Below are 19854 nucleotides of genomic sequence, written 5' to 3'. Positions count from 1 at the left end.
ATTTTTAGCCTAATAAGGAAACCTCGGGCGCAAGAGGCTTTAGGCGAGAGAAGGTCCTGATCCACGAGATCATGCCGCCAACGTCTTTCTTGTGCGTATAATGGAGATTATTTATATGCTAAAAAAGGAACAAGACTTGTCCTGTTCCACTAAGTTATGTTTTAGAAAATTGCGTCTTTGTTTAAAAGAGTTTCTTATATAAATTTTCTTCGGTCAATTTTATCAATATTTTCCAACATGATGCCTGTTCCATTCGCCACACAGTCCATTGGATTTTCTGCAACGAACACAGGTACCTTCAATTCTTCGGCTAATAGCGAGTCAATGCCATGAAGCAATGCCCCACCACCTGTTAAAATAACACCACGATCAATAATGTCCGCAGATAATTCAGGTGGAGTTTTTTCAAGAACACTTTTTGCAGCTTGTACAATGACTGCAACTGATTCGCGCAAAGCAGACTCAATTTCAGCTGAGTTTACCGTAATTGTTCGCGGTAAGCCAGATACTAAATCACGGCCGCGAATTTCCATTTCCTCATTACGAGCATTTGGGAAAACTGTTCCAATATTAATTTTAATATTTTCAGCAGTCCGTTCCCCGATAAGCAATTTGTATTTCTTTTTTATATATTGAAGGATTTCACTATCGAATTTATCGCCTGCCATTTTAATTGAGGAAGATGTAACAATGTCCCCCATTGATAGCACAGCAACATCCGTTGTACCGCCTCCGATATCAACAACCATATTACCGCTTGGTTGGAAGATATCCATACCTGCACCAATAGCAGCAACTTTTGGCTCCTCTTCTAAGTAAACCTTTTTACCACCACTTTTTTCAGCAGCTTCCCGAATTGCCTTTTGTTCAACACTCGTCACATTTGTCGGGCAACAAATTAGGATTCGTGGTTTTGAGAACAAGCCCTTTACATTTAGTTTATTAATGAAGTATTTCATCATTTGTTCTGTGACTGTAAAATCTGCAATCACACCATCTTTTAACGGTCGAATTGCCACAATGTTTCCAGGTGTCCGTCCAACCATTTTTCTTGCTGATTCCCCTACTGCTAATACTTTGTTTGTATTAACATCAATGGCCACAACAGCGGGCTCATTCAGTACAATTCCTTTTCCTTTGACATTAATTACGACATTCGCTGTGCCTAAATCAATTCCTATATCTCTGGCCAACATAAAAAAAGATCCTCCTTATTATCCGTTCGGAACGTTTCCTAATTGTTAATTTTAGCATAAACGAATTAAAATATGGAGTATATTTTGTCAAATTTTTTCATATTTCGTCGATTTTGTAAAAAAAGTGTTACAAACGCATTGTTTTTGTTATGGAATATGCCATTACCTTTCTATTTTTGGCTTATGGGGTCTTCTATAAATGGTTTTTTGGACTTTTAATTGATTTTCAGGTTATTGGACAGCTCTATGAAGCCGGTTTTGGACTTTTCACTCGGCTTTCAGCTTATAGAACCGCTCTATGAGTCACTTTTTGAGCTTTTTGCTTGATTTTTGGCTTATAGAACTGGTCTATGAACCCGATTTGGATCTTCTCACTCAATTTTCGGCTTATAGAACCGCTCTATGAGTCACTTTTTGAGCTTTTTACTCGGTTTGCGGCTTATAGTTCAGTAATCTCACAGTTAGATCTTATCCTATTTGTATTGCTGTTTATCACTAAAAATGAAAAGGATTGCCGACAACTCCCTCTTTTTGCGACAATCCCATGACCTCTCATTCTTTATTTCTTGATTGCGGTTTCCTTTTCTTCTGAAGAGTTCCTTTTATATTTCATCTTTGTAGCTTCTCCCCCACGTAAATGCCTTATAGATTTATGGTAGTCAAGTATTTCTTTTACTTCACTGGCTAGTTCTGGATTAATTTCTGGCAGTCTTTCGGTTAAGTCTTTGTGGACAGTACTTTTGGACACGCCAAACTCTTTCGCTATGACGCGAACCGTTTTTCTCGTCTCCACGATATATTTTCCAATCTTGATTGTCCTTTCTTTGATGTAATCGTGCACACCACTCGCCTCCTCAGTTTGGATGTGAGAAGTGTGAAATGAGACACGTGTTTGCTTCATTGAATTACTGTTTCCTCCGCATAAAGAACGGTTCGATCAAAATTTTATCCATTTGAATCATGTTGTGGCAAAAATTTATGTAATTGTTTTAACAAAACTTTATGCGGCAGAAAGTACGATACTTTCTGAGGTTTTATTTTTCATTATGTCCTAAACACCATCTAAGCTGCTTAAATACGATTCCTCACCTCAAACACTCTCTGTTTTATTTGGAAAGTTGGGGAATTGTCATTTGTAAATCAGGATTCTCCCCTGAAATCGCACTTTGGTATAAAGATTTGTCCTTCTTTCATTTCTAATCCAAAGCGCTGGAAATATTTTTAAATTTTGTAACAGTTTATTAAGAAAAGGACTAGAATATGCACAAAAAAAGAATATGGACAAGCAAATTTTTATTTTCGGTATTTGTTTATCCTCTTAAGTCATGTTTTTTATGATAATCAACTTTATTACTATAAATAATCACTCTCCTCTAATCTGCCAAAAAGTAGTATTTTCCGACACACCCTCCACCATTTCCCGAGAAATATGTCGATATTCCTTGTATTTCCTCATACTTTATCATTTTACGTATCCTACACGGAAAGATTTATTTCCTCCAAATAAATCAAACATGTACCATAACAAATAATGTGAAACCTTGCTATTCCAATTTATAAAGAAAAACCCAGACCCTAAACTTTAGGAAACCAAAAAATTCGTTTAAAAGAAAGAGGGTACTTCGGTTTTGATGGAATGCTCGAATCCTTCCTTATGCGCTTATATACTGTCAAAAACAGATGCCATATTCACCCCACCCCTACATCTTTTAATTCCGTATTATTATCGTTTTCACTTCTTCTTCAGTTGGGCCTGTGAATTAAATAATTATTTCACTGTTTATTCGTTTGCAGCAATTCTACCTCTGAAAATAAATGTACATGATGAACTCCATAATAAAATAAAATGCCTATTTGAAAATAACCATGTTGATTGTTGCGAAGAATTGTGGGTATCTAATACAATTGGATACATTCTTTATGCCCATTATCATAAATCTTTTCGTTTTAAACATATGCTCGGAAATATTTTGCTAATTACATTGGATTTCTATATGGATAAATTCCTTCTCAAAGCGTTTTTTAATGGAACTTCAAAAATTTTATCAGCCATATTTTTCCCCTTTCTCAAGTTGATTCAATCAAATGTAATTCCTACTCTAAAAGAACTCCATTGTTTTCTAAAGTCAATTCTCTCATACTCAACTAGAAGAAGGAGTCTATTAAATCTGTTATTACTTCCTTCCAATGGTCATCATAATCAATTTTATTCACATCAAACTTACCAATCGTATTTATACCTCCTTAACCCCTTTTTCACAATGATAAGAAGAGTATAAGGAACATTGGGGATACACGATCAAACTTAACAATATTACTTTGAATTTTGATAAAAAGATTGATACCAGCCCTTCAGCATTTTCGTCGCAAAAAAAATAAGCCGTCCCAATTATTGTTTGGGACAGCCTACGATATATATTAGAAAGGGGGATTTAAACATTTGGTTTCGATACATTAGTTTTCATCTTTTGTTTCATCATCTGATTTTTCATCTTCATCGGATTGAGATTCTTTCTCTTCACCAGATTCAGCTTGACTTGAGTCTTCTTCTTTTACATCCGATTTTTTCGCTTCTTCGCCTATTTTTCCGTCAGCTGCATTATCCGATTTTTTCGCTTCTTCGCCTGCTTTTCCATTAACTGCATTATCCGATTTTTTCACTTCTGCATCCTGTAATGTTGCTAATGATTTTTTAAAGTATTCAAGTGGGTTTACTGCTACTCCATCTTTGCGAATTTCAAAATGGGTATGAATTCCTGCTTCTTCATTTAGTAAACTTCTACCAGCTTGACCAAGTTTTTGTCCTTGTTTTACTTTATCACCCGTTTTTACAGTAACTTCTTCAAGTGATTGATAAACAGTGACAATATTATCAGCATGTTCAACAGTCACCGTATTTCCAAGTAGAGCATCTTCTTTCACTGATTTGACTGTTCCACTCATAGCCGCTTGGACATCAAATGTTTTTCCATCTTTTGCTTTCAGTGCAACTCCTGTACTTGGATAAAAACTATTGCCATCACTGATAATAGCTGCTTCTTGCTCTTCTTCCTTCCCTTGTGGATCATAGAAGTAAGTAACTACCTCTATATTTTTTTCATCTGCTACTGGCCAATCAAAATCTTCCACAGGGCTGTTTACTTCAAGAGCATCTTCACCCGCTAGGTTACGGTTTGAATTTGTTTCATAACCAAACTCATCTTCTTTTGCTCCATTATTATCTCTTGCTTGGAACCATAGAAATGTAGATAATAGAATTGCACCAGCACCAATGTAAATTGCAGGAAATACCCAACGTTTTTTGAAGAAGCGTTTTAAGCCAAGTTTGCGAGAAGATTGTTTCTTTTCTTCCTCTCTCATTTTCATCACCTCATGAATCATTCTGAACAGAAAATGAGAATTATATACTTCAAAAAACATTTTTTTCATTATTTTTTGTAAAAATTTATTTTTTATGCAGATTTTTTATTTTTGGTGGGAAAAACTGGGGTAAAACTTAAATATTAGGTTAGGTGGCTATGATGAAACTAGTTCGATGGGCTTTGACAATAGCTCCATTTCTTTATATGGGACTTATTTGGCTATTATCAAGTAAACCTTCTGATGCATATATCCGCTTTAGTTTTGCGGATTCGATGATTAAAGAATCACTCCATTTAGTAGAGTTTGCCATTTTATATGTATTGCTCGTTTTATTTTTCGCCGCCCATGGGAAGTTAACGAATCGAGCAAATGTTTTTTCTGCGATTGTGGCCTGTCTATACGGGTTAACCGATGAAATCCATCAATCATTTGTTCCGTATCGTTCAGCTACCGTCATTGATCTCGTAAAGGATGTTATCGGGGTGACCGTTTGTTATATCATTATTTATCGAGGATATTTTTTACAGAAAAACTGGGTTGGTCGCTTGTTAGATAAGTTACAAATGAAGGCGAAAAAGTAAATGTAGAAGGATGTTGAGTTGTTTCAATATCCTTCTTTTTGTGGGGGATTGATTGAAGATAAAAGAAGCCTCTTTGAAGATCAAATTACGTATTTTGGAAGTTAGTACTAGTTTTGAGACCTTCATAGTGCTTATCTGTAATGTGAACTTTCAAATAATATGATTTACTTTGGAACCGTATATTCGCACTAGAAAAAACTGCTAGACGCACTTATTCGCCTAACAGTTTTTCTCAACAATCATTTTACTTCTTCGCAACGTACTTTTCTAAAAACGTACTCGCCTCTTCTATTGCAACCCCGTTATAATAATATTTTACGATGTCATTAACACTCTTTCCTTCCTTTGCCATCCCATTTGCTCCATATTGACTCATACCAATACCGTGTCCAAATCCTTTTGTTGTAATAACAACTTGACTACCATCTAGTTTCCATGAAAAGTCTGAAGATCGTAATCCGAGTTTTTCTCGAATGTCTCTTCCAGTGAATTCTTTTCCACCAACTTTCGCTTTCTCTACACGATTGCTTGCAGTTCTTGATATAATCTCACCTACTTGTTTTGAGTTAATCTTTACACCAAGCTTTTTCTCAAATTCATTCACTGGAATTTTTACTTGATCAGTAAACTTCGGAGACTCGACATCCCAAGGACTCTTTACACTTTTTAAATATGGAATTGCATCTGTCCAATAATCTTCTGCGTTCTCTGTATACCCATTACTTGTAGAAAAATAAGATGCTTCAATTGGCCTGTCATTAAAAACTAAAATTTTTCCTCTCGTTTCATATACTGCCTTTCGAATCTTATTTATATTTTTATTGTAATTTGCACCCCAAGCTTTTTTTAATTCATCTTCACTTTTATATACTTGATGGGTATTTTCTGTATCACTTATATCCGCGCCTTTTAAAATACCAACTTGTTTATCTTCCATTAAAAGTTTAACAATATATGTTCGAGCAGTTAAACTTTGCGCTTTTAATGCTTCATATTCAAAGTCAGCTGGCATTTCTGCTCCGACTACACCTACGACATAGTGCTCTAGTGGAATCGTTTCTACTTCATCTTTTTTCGTCCGGTAAACAGAAACATTAATAGGTGATGCCTCCGCTAATTTTTTTTCCAAGTTCGTTTCCGGCTCTTTCTCGGGTACGACCACCTTTGTCGATTCCTTTGAATAAGGGAGTACAAGTATACTTGGTACAATTAAAATGACTACGATAAAAAAAATGCTGAATAATATAATTGGATTAACTTTTTTCACGTCTCGAGCCTCCCATATAAAATTGTCATCCTTACCTTATATACATATGGGCATGGTCTGCAAATTATACCATTCTATTAAAAAAATTGTTTATAGAGGAGGTAGAAGAAATAGAAAGGATTTGATAGAAGGTAGTCTAGGGGAGGAGATATAAATAGATCATCCCAAAGCCCGTATATTGTGGAAAGGCTTTGGGACTTGTTTATGTGGTTTTTCTTAGGACCTTTTATTATCGTTTAATTTTCTTGCTTCTTCTGGACTAGACATTTTTGTTGCACCAGGGTATTTTAACGATTGATCACGGTCAGACTCAACCCGGCCACTTGCTCGAAGTTTTCCTTCTTGACGGTCTTTACCCATTTAAAGCACCTCCTACCAATAAGTTGGGTAGTTTTCTTTAGATTATGCATGGATTATAGAAAAAACTTCGATCGTATTGGTGCAATCTTGAGGTAAACTTCAACAGTAAAAAAGTAAAAAGGCTGGTGTTTTCATCAAAACCCAACCTTTTACCTAATTACTGCATATTTGCAGCGATTTGTATTATATTTTCTCCATGATGGTTTTCGTCTATACCATCGTTGACTCGTTCTATATCAGCACCAAGTGCGGCGAGTTTGCCATGGAAGTTCACATATCCTCGATCTATATGTTTTAGCTCTGTTACGCGTGTAATGCCATCTGCAGCTAGACCAGCGATAATTAGTGCTGCACCTGCGCGTAAATCTGTTGACGCTACTTCTGCGCCTTGTAAATGAGATGGACCATTAATAATAACCGATCTGCCTTCAATTTTAATATTTGCATTCATACGTCGAAACTCTTCTACGTGCATGAAGCGATTTTCAAACACCGTTTCCGTAATCATGCTTGTTCCTTCCGATTTCAGTAATAAGGCCATTACTTGTGCTTGCATATCGGTTGGAAAACCAGGGTACGGCATTGTTTTAATATCGACAGCTTTCAATTTCTCTGGAGCAATGACACGAATTCCTTCAGCTTCTTCAGCAAATTCTACGCCCATTTCCTCCAGTTTCGCAATTAATGAAGATAAATGTTCAGGGACGGCACCTTTTACATACACATTGCCTCCTGTAATTGCCGCTGCTGTAATAAACGTTCCAGCTTCAATCCGATCAGGTATGATGGTATGTTCAGCACCGTATAAAGTGTCCACACCTTCAATTCGTATCGTTTCTGTACCAGCACCTTTTACGATTGCACCCATACTTGTTAAGTAATTCGCTAAATCAACAATTTCAGGTTCTTTCGCACAGTTTTCAAGAATTGTTGTCCCTTCTGCAAGTGCGGCTGCCATCATAATATTTTCTGTTGCACCAACACTAGGGATATCAAAATAAATTTTTGCTCCCTTTAATTTACCTTCAACTTTTGCATCGATAAAACCGTTACCGACTTTAACGACAGCGCCCATCGCTTCAAAACCTTTTAAGTGTTGATCAATTGGGCGAGTTCCAATTGCACAGCCTCCTGGTAAAGCTACACGAGCTCGACCTAGTCTGGCTAATAACGGTCCCATAACTAATACAGAGGCTCTCATTTTACGAACGTATTCAAACGGAGCTTCCGCGGTTAGCTCATTTGAAGCGTCTATTTGAACGGTATTGTTTTCAAAGTTAACTTTCGCATTCAAATAGCGTAAAACCTCATTAATTGTATAAACATCCGAGAGGCAAGGAACATCCCGAATGATACTTTTCCCATGACTTGCGAGTAATGATGCGGCGATTACTGGTAAAACGGCATTTTTCGCTCCTTCAACTTTTACCGTGCCGTTTAAAGTCTTTCCGCCGCGGACGATGATTTTATCCAAATGTATTCCCCTCCGCGTCCAATATCTGTAATATTAATATTCAATTGTTAAGATTGGTGTTCCTATGACAAAAGTTGTTTTGTTATCATTTCCGGTGTTTCTTAAGGAAATTTGCAGATTAAAGGACCCATTTTTCGTTGGAATTTTCTCTTTAAACTGTGGACTGTTTACTGTCAAAGAAACAAAATCATTTTCCACTAAATTTTCAACTATTTTTCCGTTAAATTCTGATTGCAATTCAATTGATTTTTCCAGCAAAGCCTTATCAATCATACCATCGAATTCTCCCTTTATACAAGAAAAAAAAGATGGAGTTTTATGAAAAACGTCTGGTAAAATTGTCCTATTACGTTCATCAATCATTTCCTGAACGTGTTCATTCCAATTTTCACCTTTTCGTTCATAAAGGATGAATCCTTGAAACTGATTTCCCTTTTTTTCAGATATTAATTGGACCGTTTCAACATAAGGATTCTCTTCATTTGAGGATGTCCCAATGATCGTCACACGCTCTTGATTTAGTTGTTCCGACCAATTTAGATGAGGGAAACTTTTCCTCCAGTTTTTAACAGTGTTATCCATGTCTGCTTTAGAAAATATGAACTCTTCCCTAGCTAAAATCGACCATTCCTCAATTGAACCATTATGTTTACTGATTACATCCACTATTTTATTCAAATCTGAATAATTTGCCACAACGGATTCTTTACTAGAAAAAATAAGAATAAAAATAAAAAATGCCGTACATACTGTCATTTGTATGAAAAACTTTTTACTCATGTTCCTCTCCCCTTTACTACCATTGTTGGTTAAAAAAGAGGAAGTCATACATGGTAAAAGTCGTCACAATTTGACACAAATCGGTGTACTTGTCCTACTAATTCCAAATAAATGGGAGCTGTTGTGACCACATAATATAATCGAGGAAAAAATTGGCAACGATAGAACCTAGTGCAATCGCTAATAATAAAAATAATAGACGACCTTGCGTTACTCTATTTTTCCTTATAAATTTTTCGAAGTTTAATGCTTGCAGTGCCCACCATGCTAGAGCGATAAAAGCTAGATGTGTACACATACTAAAAATACTAAAAACCCCGACATTTGATAGCATGGTCTTAACTCCTTTTTGTTTTTATTTGGCTAGTACATACAAACACTATTGTATCATAGGTACATCGTTTTTAACTTACTAATTTAATTACAAATAGGGAAATATTTTATGAAATATTTCATTTCGGTAAATTTCATTACAAGTTTCATAGATTTTAGCTTTTATATTACTAGTTTTGTCCACAAGAGGTTATCCACAGTTTATCCATTTACCGACAACATCCGCCATGATTAGTTTTTATTTGTCATGTTTCTTATTTTTATAAAGACTTTATCTACAAAGTTATTCAACATATCCACATTTTAAATTAAATTTATCCACTGCACAAGTATATTTATCCACATTATTCACTTAATTATCCACATTTCTACTACTAGTTTTTGCTTTTGAAACATGAAAAGGGATTCCGGAAATCAAAAATACGACTTTCTAAGACGGCCTCTTCCTACTAGCTAAAAAATCCCCTTAGCATGGAGCTAAGAGGATTCTTATAAAATGACTTTTTTATTTATGTTGTGCGATTTGGATCCGATTGAGCGCACGTCGTAATGCTAGTTCTGCTCTTCTAAAATCGGTATCTGATTGCTTTTGTTGACGCATCCGTTCTTCAGCACGTTGTTTAGCACGGATTGCACGTTCCAAGTCAATTTCCTCGGCGGTTTCCGCAGCTTGAGCAAGGATGGTTACTTTATCAGGGCGAACTTCTAAAAATCCTCCGCTAACAGCAACTAATTCACTCGTATCGCCTTTTTTTAGACGAACGGCTCCAATTGCTAATGGAGCGACCATTGGTACGTGGCCAGGAAGTATCCCTAGTTCACCACTTAGTGCCTTTGTACTGACCATTTCTACGTCAGAATCATAAACTGGACCATCAGGAGTTACAATACTTACAGCTACAGTTTTCATTTTTTATCCTCCTTGCATCCAAGTTAAACTTCTACGCCCATTGATTTTGCCTTTTCTACAGCATCTTCAATCGTACCTACAAGGCGGAATGCTTCTTCAGGAAGATGATCCCATTTACCTTCTAAAATTTCTTTAAAGCCACGAACTGTTTCTTTTACAGGTACATATGATCCTGGTTGACCTGTAAACTGTTCAGCAACGTGGAAGTTTTGTGATAAGAAGAATTGAATCCGGCGAGCACGAGCAACAACTAGCTTGTCTTCATCAGATAATTCATCCATACCTAAGATAGCAATAATATCTTGTAATTCACGGTAACGTTGTAATGTTTGTTGAACTTGACGCGCTACTGCGTAATGTTCTTCTCCAACAATATCAGGTGACAATGCACGTGAAGTTGAAGCTAAAGGATCCACCGCTGGATAAATACCCATTTCAGATAATTTACGTTCTAAGTTTGTCGTTGCATCTAAGTGAGCGAAAGTTGTTGCCGGAGCCGGGTCTGTATAGTCATCGGCTGGAACATAAATCGCTTGGATCGATGTTACAGAACCTTTATTCGTTGAAGTAATCCGTTCTTGTAGTTGTCCCATTTCCGTAGCAAGTGTTGGTTGGTAACCAACAGCTGATGGCATACGACCAAGTAAGGCCGATACTTCAGAACCTGCTTGCGTGAAACGAAAAATGTTATCAATAAAGAATAGAACGTCTTGTCCTTCTTCATCACGGAAGTATTCTGCCATTGTAAGCCCTGTTAACGCAACACGCATACGCGCACCAGGTGGTTCGTTCATTTGTCCGAATACCATGGCAGTTTTCTTAATAACACCGGAATCTTTCATTTCATAGTAAAGGTCGTTCCCTTCACGTGTCCGTTCACCAACACCGGCGAAAACTGAAATACCACCGTGTTCTTGTGCGATATTGTTAATTAATTCTTGAATTAAGACGGTTTTACCAACACCGGCACCACCAAATAGACCAATCTTACCACCTTTAATATAAGGAGCTAGTAAGTCTACTACTTTAATCCCAGTTTCAAGAATTTGTACTTCAGTAGATAATTCTTCAAACTTTGGAGCAGGACGATGAATCGGGTCTTTACGAACATCTTTTGGTAGTTCACCATCTAAATCGATTGATTCACCTAAAATGTTAAATACCCGTCCTAATGTTACGTCACCAACTGGAACAGAGATTGGTCCTCCTGTATCGATGACTTCCATTCCACGAACTAAACCATCCGTAGATGCCATTGCGATTGTACGAACCGCGTCATCACCTAAATGAAGGGCAACTTCTAAAGTTAAATCAATATCAACATCTGCATCGCTTTGAGCCTTTTGTTGAACTTTTAATGCATTGTATATTTTTGGTAATTGGCCATTTTCGAATTTTACGTCGACAACTGGACCCATTACTTGAAGGATGCTCCCTTTATTCATCTTTTTCCCTCCTGACTGAATTACTTTTGTCCGTCCACAAATAACAAAGCTACATGCGTTTCTTATTCTAACGCAGCTGCACCGCCAACAATTTCAGTAATTTCTTGTGTAATTTGTGCTTGACGAGCTCGGTTATAGCTAATTGTTAACGTATTAATTAATTCCATTGCATTATCTGTTGCATTCTTCATTGCCGTCATACTTGATGCATGTTCACTCGCTTTACTTTCTAGCAACGCACCGAAAATAAGACTTTCTGCATATTGAGGTAGTAGGACACCTAATATTTCTTCAACGTCTGGCTCAAACTCATAGGACATTGGTTTCGTAGAAGGTGCAATATCAGATAATGGTAGTACTTTTTTCAATATAACATCATGTTGAATAACGGAAACATAATGGGTATATACAATATACAATTCATCGTATGTACCATCAGAGAACATATCAACCGTATTTCTTGTTATATTTTGTACCTCGTTAAAAGTTGGATGGTCATGTAACCCTGTGATTTCTAATAGGATATTATCTCCTTGTTTTTTAAAGAAATCTCGACCAACACGGCCAATTGAGATAATGCCATATTCATTTTTTGATTTATGACGTTCTTTTATAAATGTATTTACTTTACGGATTACGTTACTATTATAAGCTCCAACAAGACCACGATCCCCAGTAATGACAATATACGCCGATTTTTTTACTGGACGATGAACAAGCATTGGATGTGAAGCATCTGTTGTACCATGGGCAATACTTGCAACAACATCTTGAATCTTTTCCATATAAGGAACAAATGATTTCGCACTCATTTCTGCGCGACTTAATTTCGAAGTAGAAACCATTTGCATCGCTTTTGTAATCTGGCTTGTTTTTTTCGTTGAATTAATCCGCCCTTTAATCTCTCTTAAACTGGCCACTCGTACTCACCACCTTGTTTCATAAAATTCAACTAGTAAATTTATTTATATATAGTGGAGATTGTTCACTCCCTATAAGAAATTCTTATTTAGATTCCGATACGGCAAAAGTCTTTTTAAAATCATTTATCGTTTTCGCCATTTCTTCATCAGCTGGGAGCTCACGAGTAGATTTAATATGTTCAACAGCAGCCGGTTTATTTTGGTCAATCCAGCTGTATAATTCATTTTCAAAGCGACGAATATCTTCAACAGGAATATCGTCTAAAAATCCACGTGTTAACGCATAAAGAATCATAACTTGTTTTTCTACAGCGATTGGTTTATTCAAATCTTGTTTCAATACTTCAACTGTACGAACACCACGGGCAAGTTTTGCTTGTGTTGCTTTATCTAAATCAGAGCCAAATTGTGCGAATGCCTCTAGTTCACGGAAAGAAGCTAAGTCAAGACGAAGTGTACCAGCAACTTTTTTCATCGCTTTAATTTGCGCTGACCCACCAACACGGGATACAGATAAACCAGCGTTAATCGCAGGTCGTACACCCGAGAAGAATAGGTCTGATTGTAAGAATATTTGTCCATCAGTAATAGATATAACGTTCGTTGGAATATAAGCAGAAATGTCACCTGCTTGTGTTTCAACAAACGGTAACGCAGTTAGTGATCCTGCACCTTTTGCATCACTTAATTTTGCTGCACGTTCAAGTAAACGGGAATGTAGATAGAAAACGTCACCTGGGTATGCTTCACGACCTGGTGGGCGTTTTAACAATAGGGAAAGTTCCCGATATGCTGCAGCTTGTTTTGAAAGGTCATCATATACGACAAGGACATGTTTGCCATTAAACATAAATTCTTCGCCCATTGTTACCCCTGCATATGGAGCAAGATATAATAATGGCGCAGGTTGCGATGCTGATGCTGTAACAACAATTGTATAATCTAGGGCGCCAAATTTACGAAACGTTTCAACTGTATTACGTACCGTTGACTCTTTTTGTCCAATGGCAACATAGATACATACCATGTTTTCTTCTTTTTGGTTAAGAATTGTATCGATAGCTAAACTTGTTTTACCAGTTTGGCGGTCACCGATAACTAATTCCCGTTGACCACGACCGATTGGAACAAGCGCATCAATCGCTTTGATCCCTGTTTGAAGTGGTTCATGTACAGATTTCCGGTCCATAACACCAGGTGCTGGACTTTCAATTGGACGAGTTTTTGTTGTTTGAATTGGTCCTAAGCCATCAACAGGTTGACCTAATGGGTTTACGACACGACCAATTAGTTCTTCTCCAACTGGAACTTCCATAATTCTTCCTGTACGACGAACTTCAGCACCCTCACGAATATCAGTGAAAGGTCCTAAGATAATTACACCAACATTATTTTGTTCTAGGTTTTGGGCCATACCCATAACACCATTCTCGAACTCTAAGAGCTCACCGCTCATTGCATTATCTAAACCGTGAACACGTGCGATCCCGTCACCAACTTCAATAACCGTACCGACATCGGTCACTTTCATATCAGCTTCATAGTTTTCTATTTGCTGTCTAAGCAGTGCACTGATTTCCTCAGCTTTAATGCTCATTCATTTCACCCCTTATTACGATTTATCCTAATAGTTCGCGTTTGAGGCCGTTTAGTTTACCACGCAAACTTCCGTCAAAGATGCGATTTCCAATTTGTATTTTTAATCCACCGAGTAAATCACTATTTACGACATTCTCGATTTCTAGTGCTGTTTTATTCATTTTCTTTGCAAAAACACTAGAGATTGCCGCTCTCTCTTCTTCTGTAAGCGTGCGAACTGATTCAATCTTAGCCGTTGCAATTCCTTTAAGGTCATACGACATTGCAATAAATGCATCAATTGTAGGAATAATTGAATCAGCACGATGCCTGTCTGTGAGAAGAAGAAGTGTATTTAATACATAAGGAGAAAAGTTATTAAATGCTTTTCTTAATGATGCATGTTTTTCTTCCTTTTTAACTCGTGGTGACTTTAAAAAGGTAATGATTTCGTTATTTGTACGGAGAATTTCCTTCACGATTTGTAATTCGCTCTGAATTCTCTCAACTTCATTTTTTTCTTTTGCCAACTGGAAAAGAGCATCTGCATATTTAGTTGCTACAACTGAAATACTCATTACTCTTCTCCTGCCTTTTTAATAGAATCTTGAATCAATGATGCATGATCCTGTTCACTTAATTCTTTCTCAATCACTTTAGAAGCAATTAATACGGATAGAGAAGCAACTTGTTCTTTTAAAGCTGTAACAGCATTTTCCTTTTCTTGTTGAATCTCTAAGCGTGCAGTTTCTCTTAATCTTTCAGCTTCAGCCCGTGCAGCAGAGATAATTTCCTCTTTTTGTGCATCTCCTTGCTTTTTCGCACTTTCAATAAAAGCTTGAGATTCTTTTCGAGCTGTTTTCAGCATTTCTTGTTGTTGTTGTAATAATTCGTTTGCTTCTTTTCTTGCCGATTCTGCTTTATCGATTTCACTTGAAATATGATCTTCACGGTCTTTCATTACTTTCATTAATGGAGCCCATGCATATTTTTTCAATAGCCACATTAAAACTAAAAATGCTAATAATTGATACGCTGAATCAAGTACTGTAAAGTTTGATGCGGCACCTAATACAAAACCATCTGTTAACACGCTACCATTCACTCCCTTCAAGAAGCACCATATAAGACTTGTATACATTTATATGTTTCATCAAATTACCATGTTAGTTACATAAAGGAATGGCGAAGGTTCTAATGAATGATCTCCGCCATTTACTGTTATAACAATTCGTTTCATTACGCAAATAATGCGATAAACGCGATAACAACACCCATGATAGGAATCGCCTCAACAAGACCGATACCGATAAACATTGTTGTACGGAGTAAACCAGCTGATTCAGGTTGACGAGCCATCCCTTCTACTGTTTTAGAAACAATCAAACCATTACCAATACCAGCACCTAATGCTGCTAAACCAATTGCGATTGCTGCTGCTAATGCACCCATTCTAAAAGTCCTCCTTTAATTTATAAAAAATATGTAATTAATTTTCTTTGTTCATGTGAAATGAACTTTATATTAATGGTCTGTGCTAACCTTATGGGCCATATAGACCATTGTCAACATAGTAAAGATAAACGCTTGGATACTACCGACAAAGATACTAAATCCTTGCCATACCATCATTAATGGAAAGGCAAAAATCCCTCCAATTATACCACTTGTTCCTAAAGATACAAGTAAAGCTAAAAGAGTTTCACCGGCATAAATATTACCATAAAGCCGAAGACCTAATGTCAACGTATTTGCAAACTCTTCAATTATATTAATCGGGGCCAAAAATTTCATAGGCTGACCATACCCACGGATATAACCCGAGGCACCTTTAAGCTTCACTCCATAGTAATGAGTCAACCCAATGACCATGACGGAAAGTGTCATCGTAATGAGTGGATCAGCTGTTGGCGATTTCCACCATAATTCATGACCGATAACGACTGCAAAAGGTAAACCTACCATGTTAGAAACAAAGACATACATAATTAATGTTAGGGCTAAAAGGTGAAATCTAGCACCATTCTTCCAATCTAAGTTACTTTGAATAATACCTTTTACAAAGTCCATGACCCATTCGATAAAGTTTTGGGCACCTGTAGGTCTCATTGCTAAGCGTCGTGTACATAGTACAGCGATTAAGAAAACAATTAATGAAGATACTGTAATCATCAAAATATTTGACGGGTTATAAGATAAGCCAAATATTTCCCTAATTGGTGCTTCATGTCCCACTTTACTCACCTCTCTTCCTTTTTCCTTTTTTGATAAACAAAACAAAAGAATCTAGGGCCATAACAATATATGCTGTTAATAACCCGATTAAAGTAGATAATATATCAATATAATTGGGAAATTTAATAGCAATTAGTATTGCAAATATCGCATAGGCAAATCTTGAAAAGGAACCGATGGAATACATTGCTTTTCCTTCTAACACCACTTCACTAAGTCGTGTTGTCTTCCTATATAGCAACCATAGATTAATAAAGCTGATTGCAGTTCCTAAAATTAATCCTAAGAAAATTTGTTTATATGATGTAATCCCCCAACCGATAAGTAAAGCAGCTAAGAGATTGTACATATATACTCGATAACGGTTATATAAAAATTGGATGTCAGGCATAAGGTTACTTTCTCCTAACGAAAATCGGACTATCCTTTTAGTATACTCTATATTATACCTTAATCATAGAGCACCTTTCTAATAATTTCTAGGCTGTTTTCGTAAAGATTGTTGTTATTCTCTAAGGCGAACACTCATCCTTAAGGCACGTCCTTGCTTTAACCACAATAAATTTCTCCTAAAAAATGCGAGACCCTTTGAGAAAACAGACAATTTCTGTGGTCTATTCAATTTTTCCATCACTGTATTAGTGAAGCTTTAAACATTGGTTACATATTATAGTGAAGAAACTATTCGAAAGTATACTACTACTTCTAATCCGATAATTAGTTATACGATAAATATTAGAATTTGAAAAGAGGCATAAAAGTAATTATACAATAGAAATATATATGATTTGTGAATTTTTCACTAAAGTTTATTGACTAATATCAAATACATTTTACTCAAAATTGCCATAAAAAAACATACACTTACCACTTCCATGATTTCTACGAGTGGATTGTGGTTTAAACTGTATCGTTTTTCGATTATATTCGTTAGGGGAAAAGAGCTGAATCCCTATTATGGCACAACTTGAAAACCCTACCATCATACACTTAATAAGACTACCGTAGGAAAGTTTCTATGTCAATTTATATACTTAGGAAAAATTCAACTCTTTTCAAAGAATTAATCTTCATTCACAAATTTGTAACAATTAGCGATGAAGTGAATAAATGATGAAATTATCTGTTACTGAATTTCTATTATTTGTTCAATATAATCTTCTTTTTCTGCCTTTTTTGCAAACGCTATCGCAATATAGGTCCCTTTTGGAATCGCATCCGATTTATTCATTGTTCTCGAAATTAATCCTCTTCTAACATTTTCCTCCCAATCTAAATAGTCAATAAATCGATATGTGTCTGGGTCAAACAATGCAATACCAAACTCTTCCGCACCACCTGGTAAATAAACTTCATATTGAAAGAGATCCTCATGATTCGCATCTTCTACGGAAAAGGCCATAATTCGCGGATAATCTGGTTCTGTCGTTACATATAAATAGGGAACATGAATCGTATCCGAACCAGCAAACATTGTTAAATACCCATTAAAAATTTCATTTACTTTATGCTCATTTTTAACTTCCAGCCCAATTGTTAACTGTCGCTTCTCGTTCGGTTGTAACATGAATCGTGTTGGTAAATGCCATCCTATTTCATCAGAACGTTCTGGAACTTGAAATGTGATACGAATTGGTTGATCACTAACATTCTCTATCGTTATCCTTATTTTATTTTCTTCAAAGTTCGTACCTTCTACTTTCCCAAAAATGAGTGCTCCAGGATCAATGATTACCTTTGTTTTAATTGCTTTATCAATACGAATACGCCCAGCTCCTTGCTCAAATGTATCATAGTAATCTTCGCTGTTTCTCTTTAATGGTATACTCGTATTCATGAATATGGCCTTCATTTGTTCTGGTGTCAAATGGGGATTTGCTTGTTTTAAAATGGCACTAGCACCAGCAACATGTGGGGAGGCCATACTTGTCCCTTGTAGTGGCATATAGCCTCCTGGGACTGTGCTTACAATTGCCACACCTGGTGCAACTACATCTGGCTTGATTTCCCAATTAAATGTAACTGGGCCACGTGAACTAAAATCAGCTAGTGTATCTTGCTCTTCTTTCAAAGTAATCTTCGCTGGCATCGGGCGCTCTCTCATAAGTTTTAATAACTGTTCTCCATCTTTCTTTGAGATAAACGCAACTGGGATTTCAATTTCACCTTCTAGTTGTCCTAAAACATCTCCTTTCTCATTATTATAAATAATCACTGCTTTAGCCCCATGTTTCTCGGCATTTTTCACTTTCTCAGTAAATGTTAGTTTTCCTCTTTTTATAACAGCCATTTTTCCTACTGCATCTTTATTTTGAAAATCTCCTACCCTTCCTAGTCCCCCATCTACTAACATATAAGAGCGGTCTATATTCCATTGTTTTGACCCTGAAAATGGGGTTAGGCGAAATTGCTTTTGAAAATAATCTAAATACGGTACTTTTATATTTGGGGTACTTGCTCCAACTGAGATTGCTTTATGTGATGTCCCTGGTGTACCAACAGTCCATAAATCTGGTCCTGAATTTCCATTGGAGGTGACCGCGACAATTCCATGTTCAACGGCTTTATCAAGAGCAAGACTTGTCGGTAAATCAGGACCATTAATACTTGTTCCGAGTGATAAATTTAACACGTCCACTCCATCCTTAATTGCTTGTTCAATCGCAGCGATAATCATTTCCGTTGTTCCAAAGCCACCTGGACCAAGCGCTCGATAAGCATAAATTTTTGCCTCGCAAGCAACACCTTTCATTTTTCCATTAGCTGCTATCACACCTGCTACATGTGTTCCATGAAAAGTATCATTTGGCCCCATATTAACTGTTTCCATCGGGTCAGAATCATTATCGACAAAGTCATACCCTTTTACATATGATTTTCTTAAGTCTGGATGAGTATAGTCAATACCGGTATCAATTACACCAACTTTTATTCCTTTACCTGTTAGTGGTCGGCCATTTTTATCGTTAAGACGGCGGATTTCCTTTGTTCCAATTAAATCAATATTATTATGCTCTTGAATGAGTACATTTGGATACGAAGATACTTGGAGTTGGTACGTATAAGAAGGATATATTTGTTGAGTTAATCCGAGTTCAGCGATTTTGTCTAGTTCATGTTTTGGCCCGGTTACTGAAAATCCATGAAATATATGTTGAAATGTATAGCGAAGTTTTAAATTTGGGTATGGCTTGAGGAGTTTTTCTATCTCACTTGTTGTTAAGTGTTCTTTTAATTGCACAATTGCAGTCTTTTGTTCATGTTTATTTTCTGGGAGGGGAGGCCTTTGGAGTTTCTCATGATGTGCAGATGAGATTGTTGGCCCAATTACGATTAGTAGGATACATACGATGACTCGTCTTATTAATTTATTCATCTCTCTTCTCCTCCCTTAAAAAACGTTATTTTC

The 19854-nt window shown here is 36.5% G+C and carries 19 protein-coding genes; 1 reads left to right on the top strand and 18 read right to left on the bottom strand.

The annotated features are described in order from the left end of the window. Positions 1-194 precede the first annotated feature (194 nt). From mreB to BN2144_RS06890, 3 genes are all read right to left on the bottom strand, one after another. Entirely contained in the window at positions 195-1196 is a 1002-nt protein-coding gene (mreB, locus tag BN2144_RS06900) for a rod shape-determining protein (RefSeq protein WP_033827528.1), read from the bottom strand. Between the two features lie 559 nt (positions 1197-1755). Beyond that, positions 1756-2037, bottom strand: a complete 282-nt coding sequence (gene spoIIID / locus BN2144_RS06895) for a sporulation transcriptional regulator SpoIIID (RefSeq protein ID WP_033827527.1) — start codon at positions 2035-2037, stop codon at positions 1756-1758. Positions 2038-3650: 1613 nt separating this feature from the next. Beyond that, entirely contained in the window at positions 3651-4556 is a 906-nt protein-coding gene (locus tag BN2144_RS06890; protein WP_033827526.1) for a stage II sporulation protein SpoIIQ, read from the bottom strand. Positions 4557-4717: 161 nt separating this feature from the next. On the opposite strand from BN2144_RS06890, the gene BN2144_RS06885 reads away from it, so the two are divergent. After that, positions 4718-5140, top strand: coding sequence for a VanZ family protein (locus tag BN2144_RS06885; RefSeq protein ID WP_033827525.1), 423 nt, complete (start codon positions 4718-4720; stop codon positions 5138-5140). A 244-nt stretch (positions 5141-5384) separates the two neighbouring features. On the opposite strand, the gene spoIID is transcribed toward BN2144_RS06885, so the two are convergent. From spoIID to BN2144_RS06815, 15 genes are all read right to left on the bottom strand, one after another. Next, the gene (gene spoIID, locus BN2144_RS06880; protein ID WP_033827524.1) at positions 5385-6407 is read right to left on the bottom strand and encodes a stage II sporulation protein D; all 1023 of its coding nucleotides are present in this window, start codon (positions 6405-6407) and stop codon (positions 5385-5387) included. 216 nt (positions 6408-6623) lie between these two features. After that, entirely contained in the window at positions 6624-6767 is a 144-nt protein-coding gene (locus BN2144_RS19105) for a YpzI family protein (RefSeq protein WP_075047807.1), read from the bottom strand. Positions 6768-6924: 157 nt separating this feature from the next. Beyond that, the gene (gene murA, locus BN2144_RS06875; RefSeq protein ID WP_033827523.1) at positions 6925-8241 is read right to left on the bottom strand and encodes a UDP-N-acetylglucosamine 1-carboxyvinyltransferase; all 1317 of its coding nucleotides are present in this window, start codon (positions 8239-8241) and stop codon (positions 6925-6927) included. Between the two features lie 33 nt (positions 8242-8274). Then, positions 8275-9021, bottom strand: a complete 747-nt coding sequence (locus BN2144_RS06870) for a YwmB family TATA-box binding protein (RefSeq protein WP_050632231.1) — start codon at positions 9019-9021, stop codon at positions 8275-8277. Positions 9022-9118: 97 nt separating this feature from the next. Then, complete coding sequence (locus BN2144_RS06865) at positions 9119-9355, bottom strand: DUF1146 family protein (RefSeq protein WP_033827522.1); 237 nt, start codon at positions 9353-9355, stop codon at positions 9119-9121. Between the two features lie 504 nt (positions 9356-9859). After that, the gene (locus BN2144_RS06860; RefSeq protein WP_033827521.1) at positions 9860-10264 is read right to left on the bottom strand and encodes a F0F1 ATP synthase subunit epsilon; all 405 of its coding nucleotides are present in this window, start codon (positions 10262-10264) and stop codon (positions 9860-9862) included. 23 nt (positions 10265-10287) lie between these two features. Beyond that, positions 10288-11709 carry a F0F1 ATP synthase subunit beta gene (gene atpD / locus BN2144_RS06855; protein WP_033827520.1) on the bottom strand — a complete coding sequence of 474 codons (1422 nt, stop codon included), beginning with the start codon at positions 11707-11709 and terminating at the stop codon, positions 10288-10290. Between the two features lie 62 nt (positions 11710-11771). Then, entirely contained in the window at positions 11772-12629 is an 858-nt protein-coding gene (locus BN2144_RS06850) for a F0F1 ATP synthase subunit gamma (protein ID WP_033827519.1), read from the bottom strand. A gap of 85 nt (positions 12630-12714) precedes the next feature. Beyond that, positions 12715-14229, bottom strand: coding sequence for a F0F1 ATP synthase subunit alpha (gene atpA / locus BN2144_RS06845; protein ID WP_033827518.1), 1515 nt, complete (start codon positions 14227-14229; stop codon positions 12715-12717). 22 nt (positions 14230-14251) lie between these two features. Continuing rightward, positions 14252-14788, bottom strand: a complete 537-nt coding sequence (locus BN2144_RS06840) for a F0F1 ATP synthase subunit delta (RefSeq protein ID WP_033827517.1) — start codon at positions 14786-14788, stop codon at positions 14252-14254. Then, positions 14788-15303 (bottom strand): F0F1 ATP synthase subunit B, encoded by a 516-nt coding sequence (gene atpF / locus BN2144_RS06835; RefSeq protein WP_033827516.1) that lies wholly within the window; start codon positions 15301-15303, stop codon positions 14788-14790. The genes BN2144_RS06840 and atpF overlap by 1 nt, the downstream gene beginning before the upstream one ends. Before the next feature lie 146 nt (positions 15304-15449). Beyond that, entirely contained in the window at positions 15450-15662 is a 213-nt protein-coding gene (gene atpE, locus BN2144_RS06830) for a F0F1 ATP synthase subunit C (RefSeq protein WP_033827515.1), read from the bottom strand. A 72-nt stretch (positions 15663-15734) separates the two neighbouring features. Next, on the bottom strand, positions 15735-16445 hold the full coding sequence (gene atpB, locus BN2144_RS06825) for a F0F1 ATP synthase subunit A (RefSeq protein ID WP_033827514.1): 711 nt from the start codon (positions 16443-16445) through the stop codon (positions 15735-15737). 1 nt (position 16446) lies between these two features. Continuing rightward, a complete protein-coding gene (locus BN2144_RS06820; protein WP_033827513.1) occupies positions 16447-16836 on the bottom strand; it encodes an ATP synthase subunit I in 390 nt (129 codons plus the stop codon). Between the two features lie 735 nt (positions 16837-17571). Then, positions 17572-19821, bottom strand: a complete 2250-nt coding sequence (locus BN2144_RS06815; protein WP_050632230.1) for a S8 family serine peptidase — start codon at positions 19819-19821, stop codon at positions 17572-17574. Positions 19822-19854 lie beyond the last annotated feature (33 nt).

This window comes from Bacillus andreraoultii (genome assembly GCF_001244735.1).
Classification (GTDB): domain Bacteria; phylum Bacillota; class Bacilli; order Bacillales; family Caldibacillaceae; genus Caldifermentibacillus; species Caldifermentibacillus andreraoultii.
This window is presented reverse-complemented; position numbering and strand designations above follow the sequence as displayed.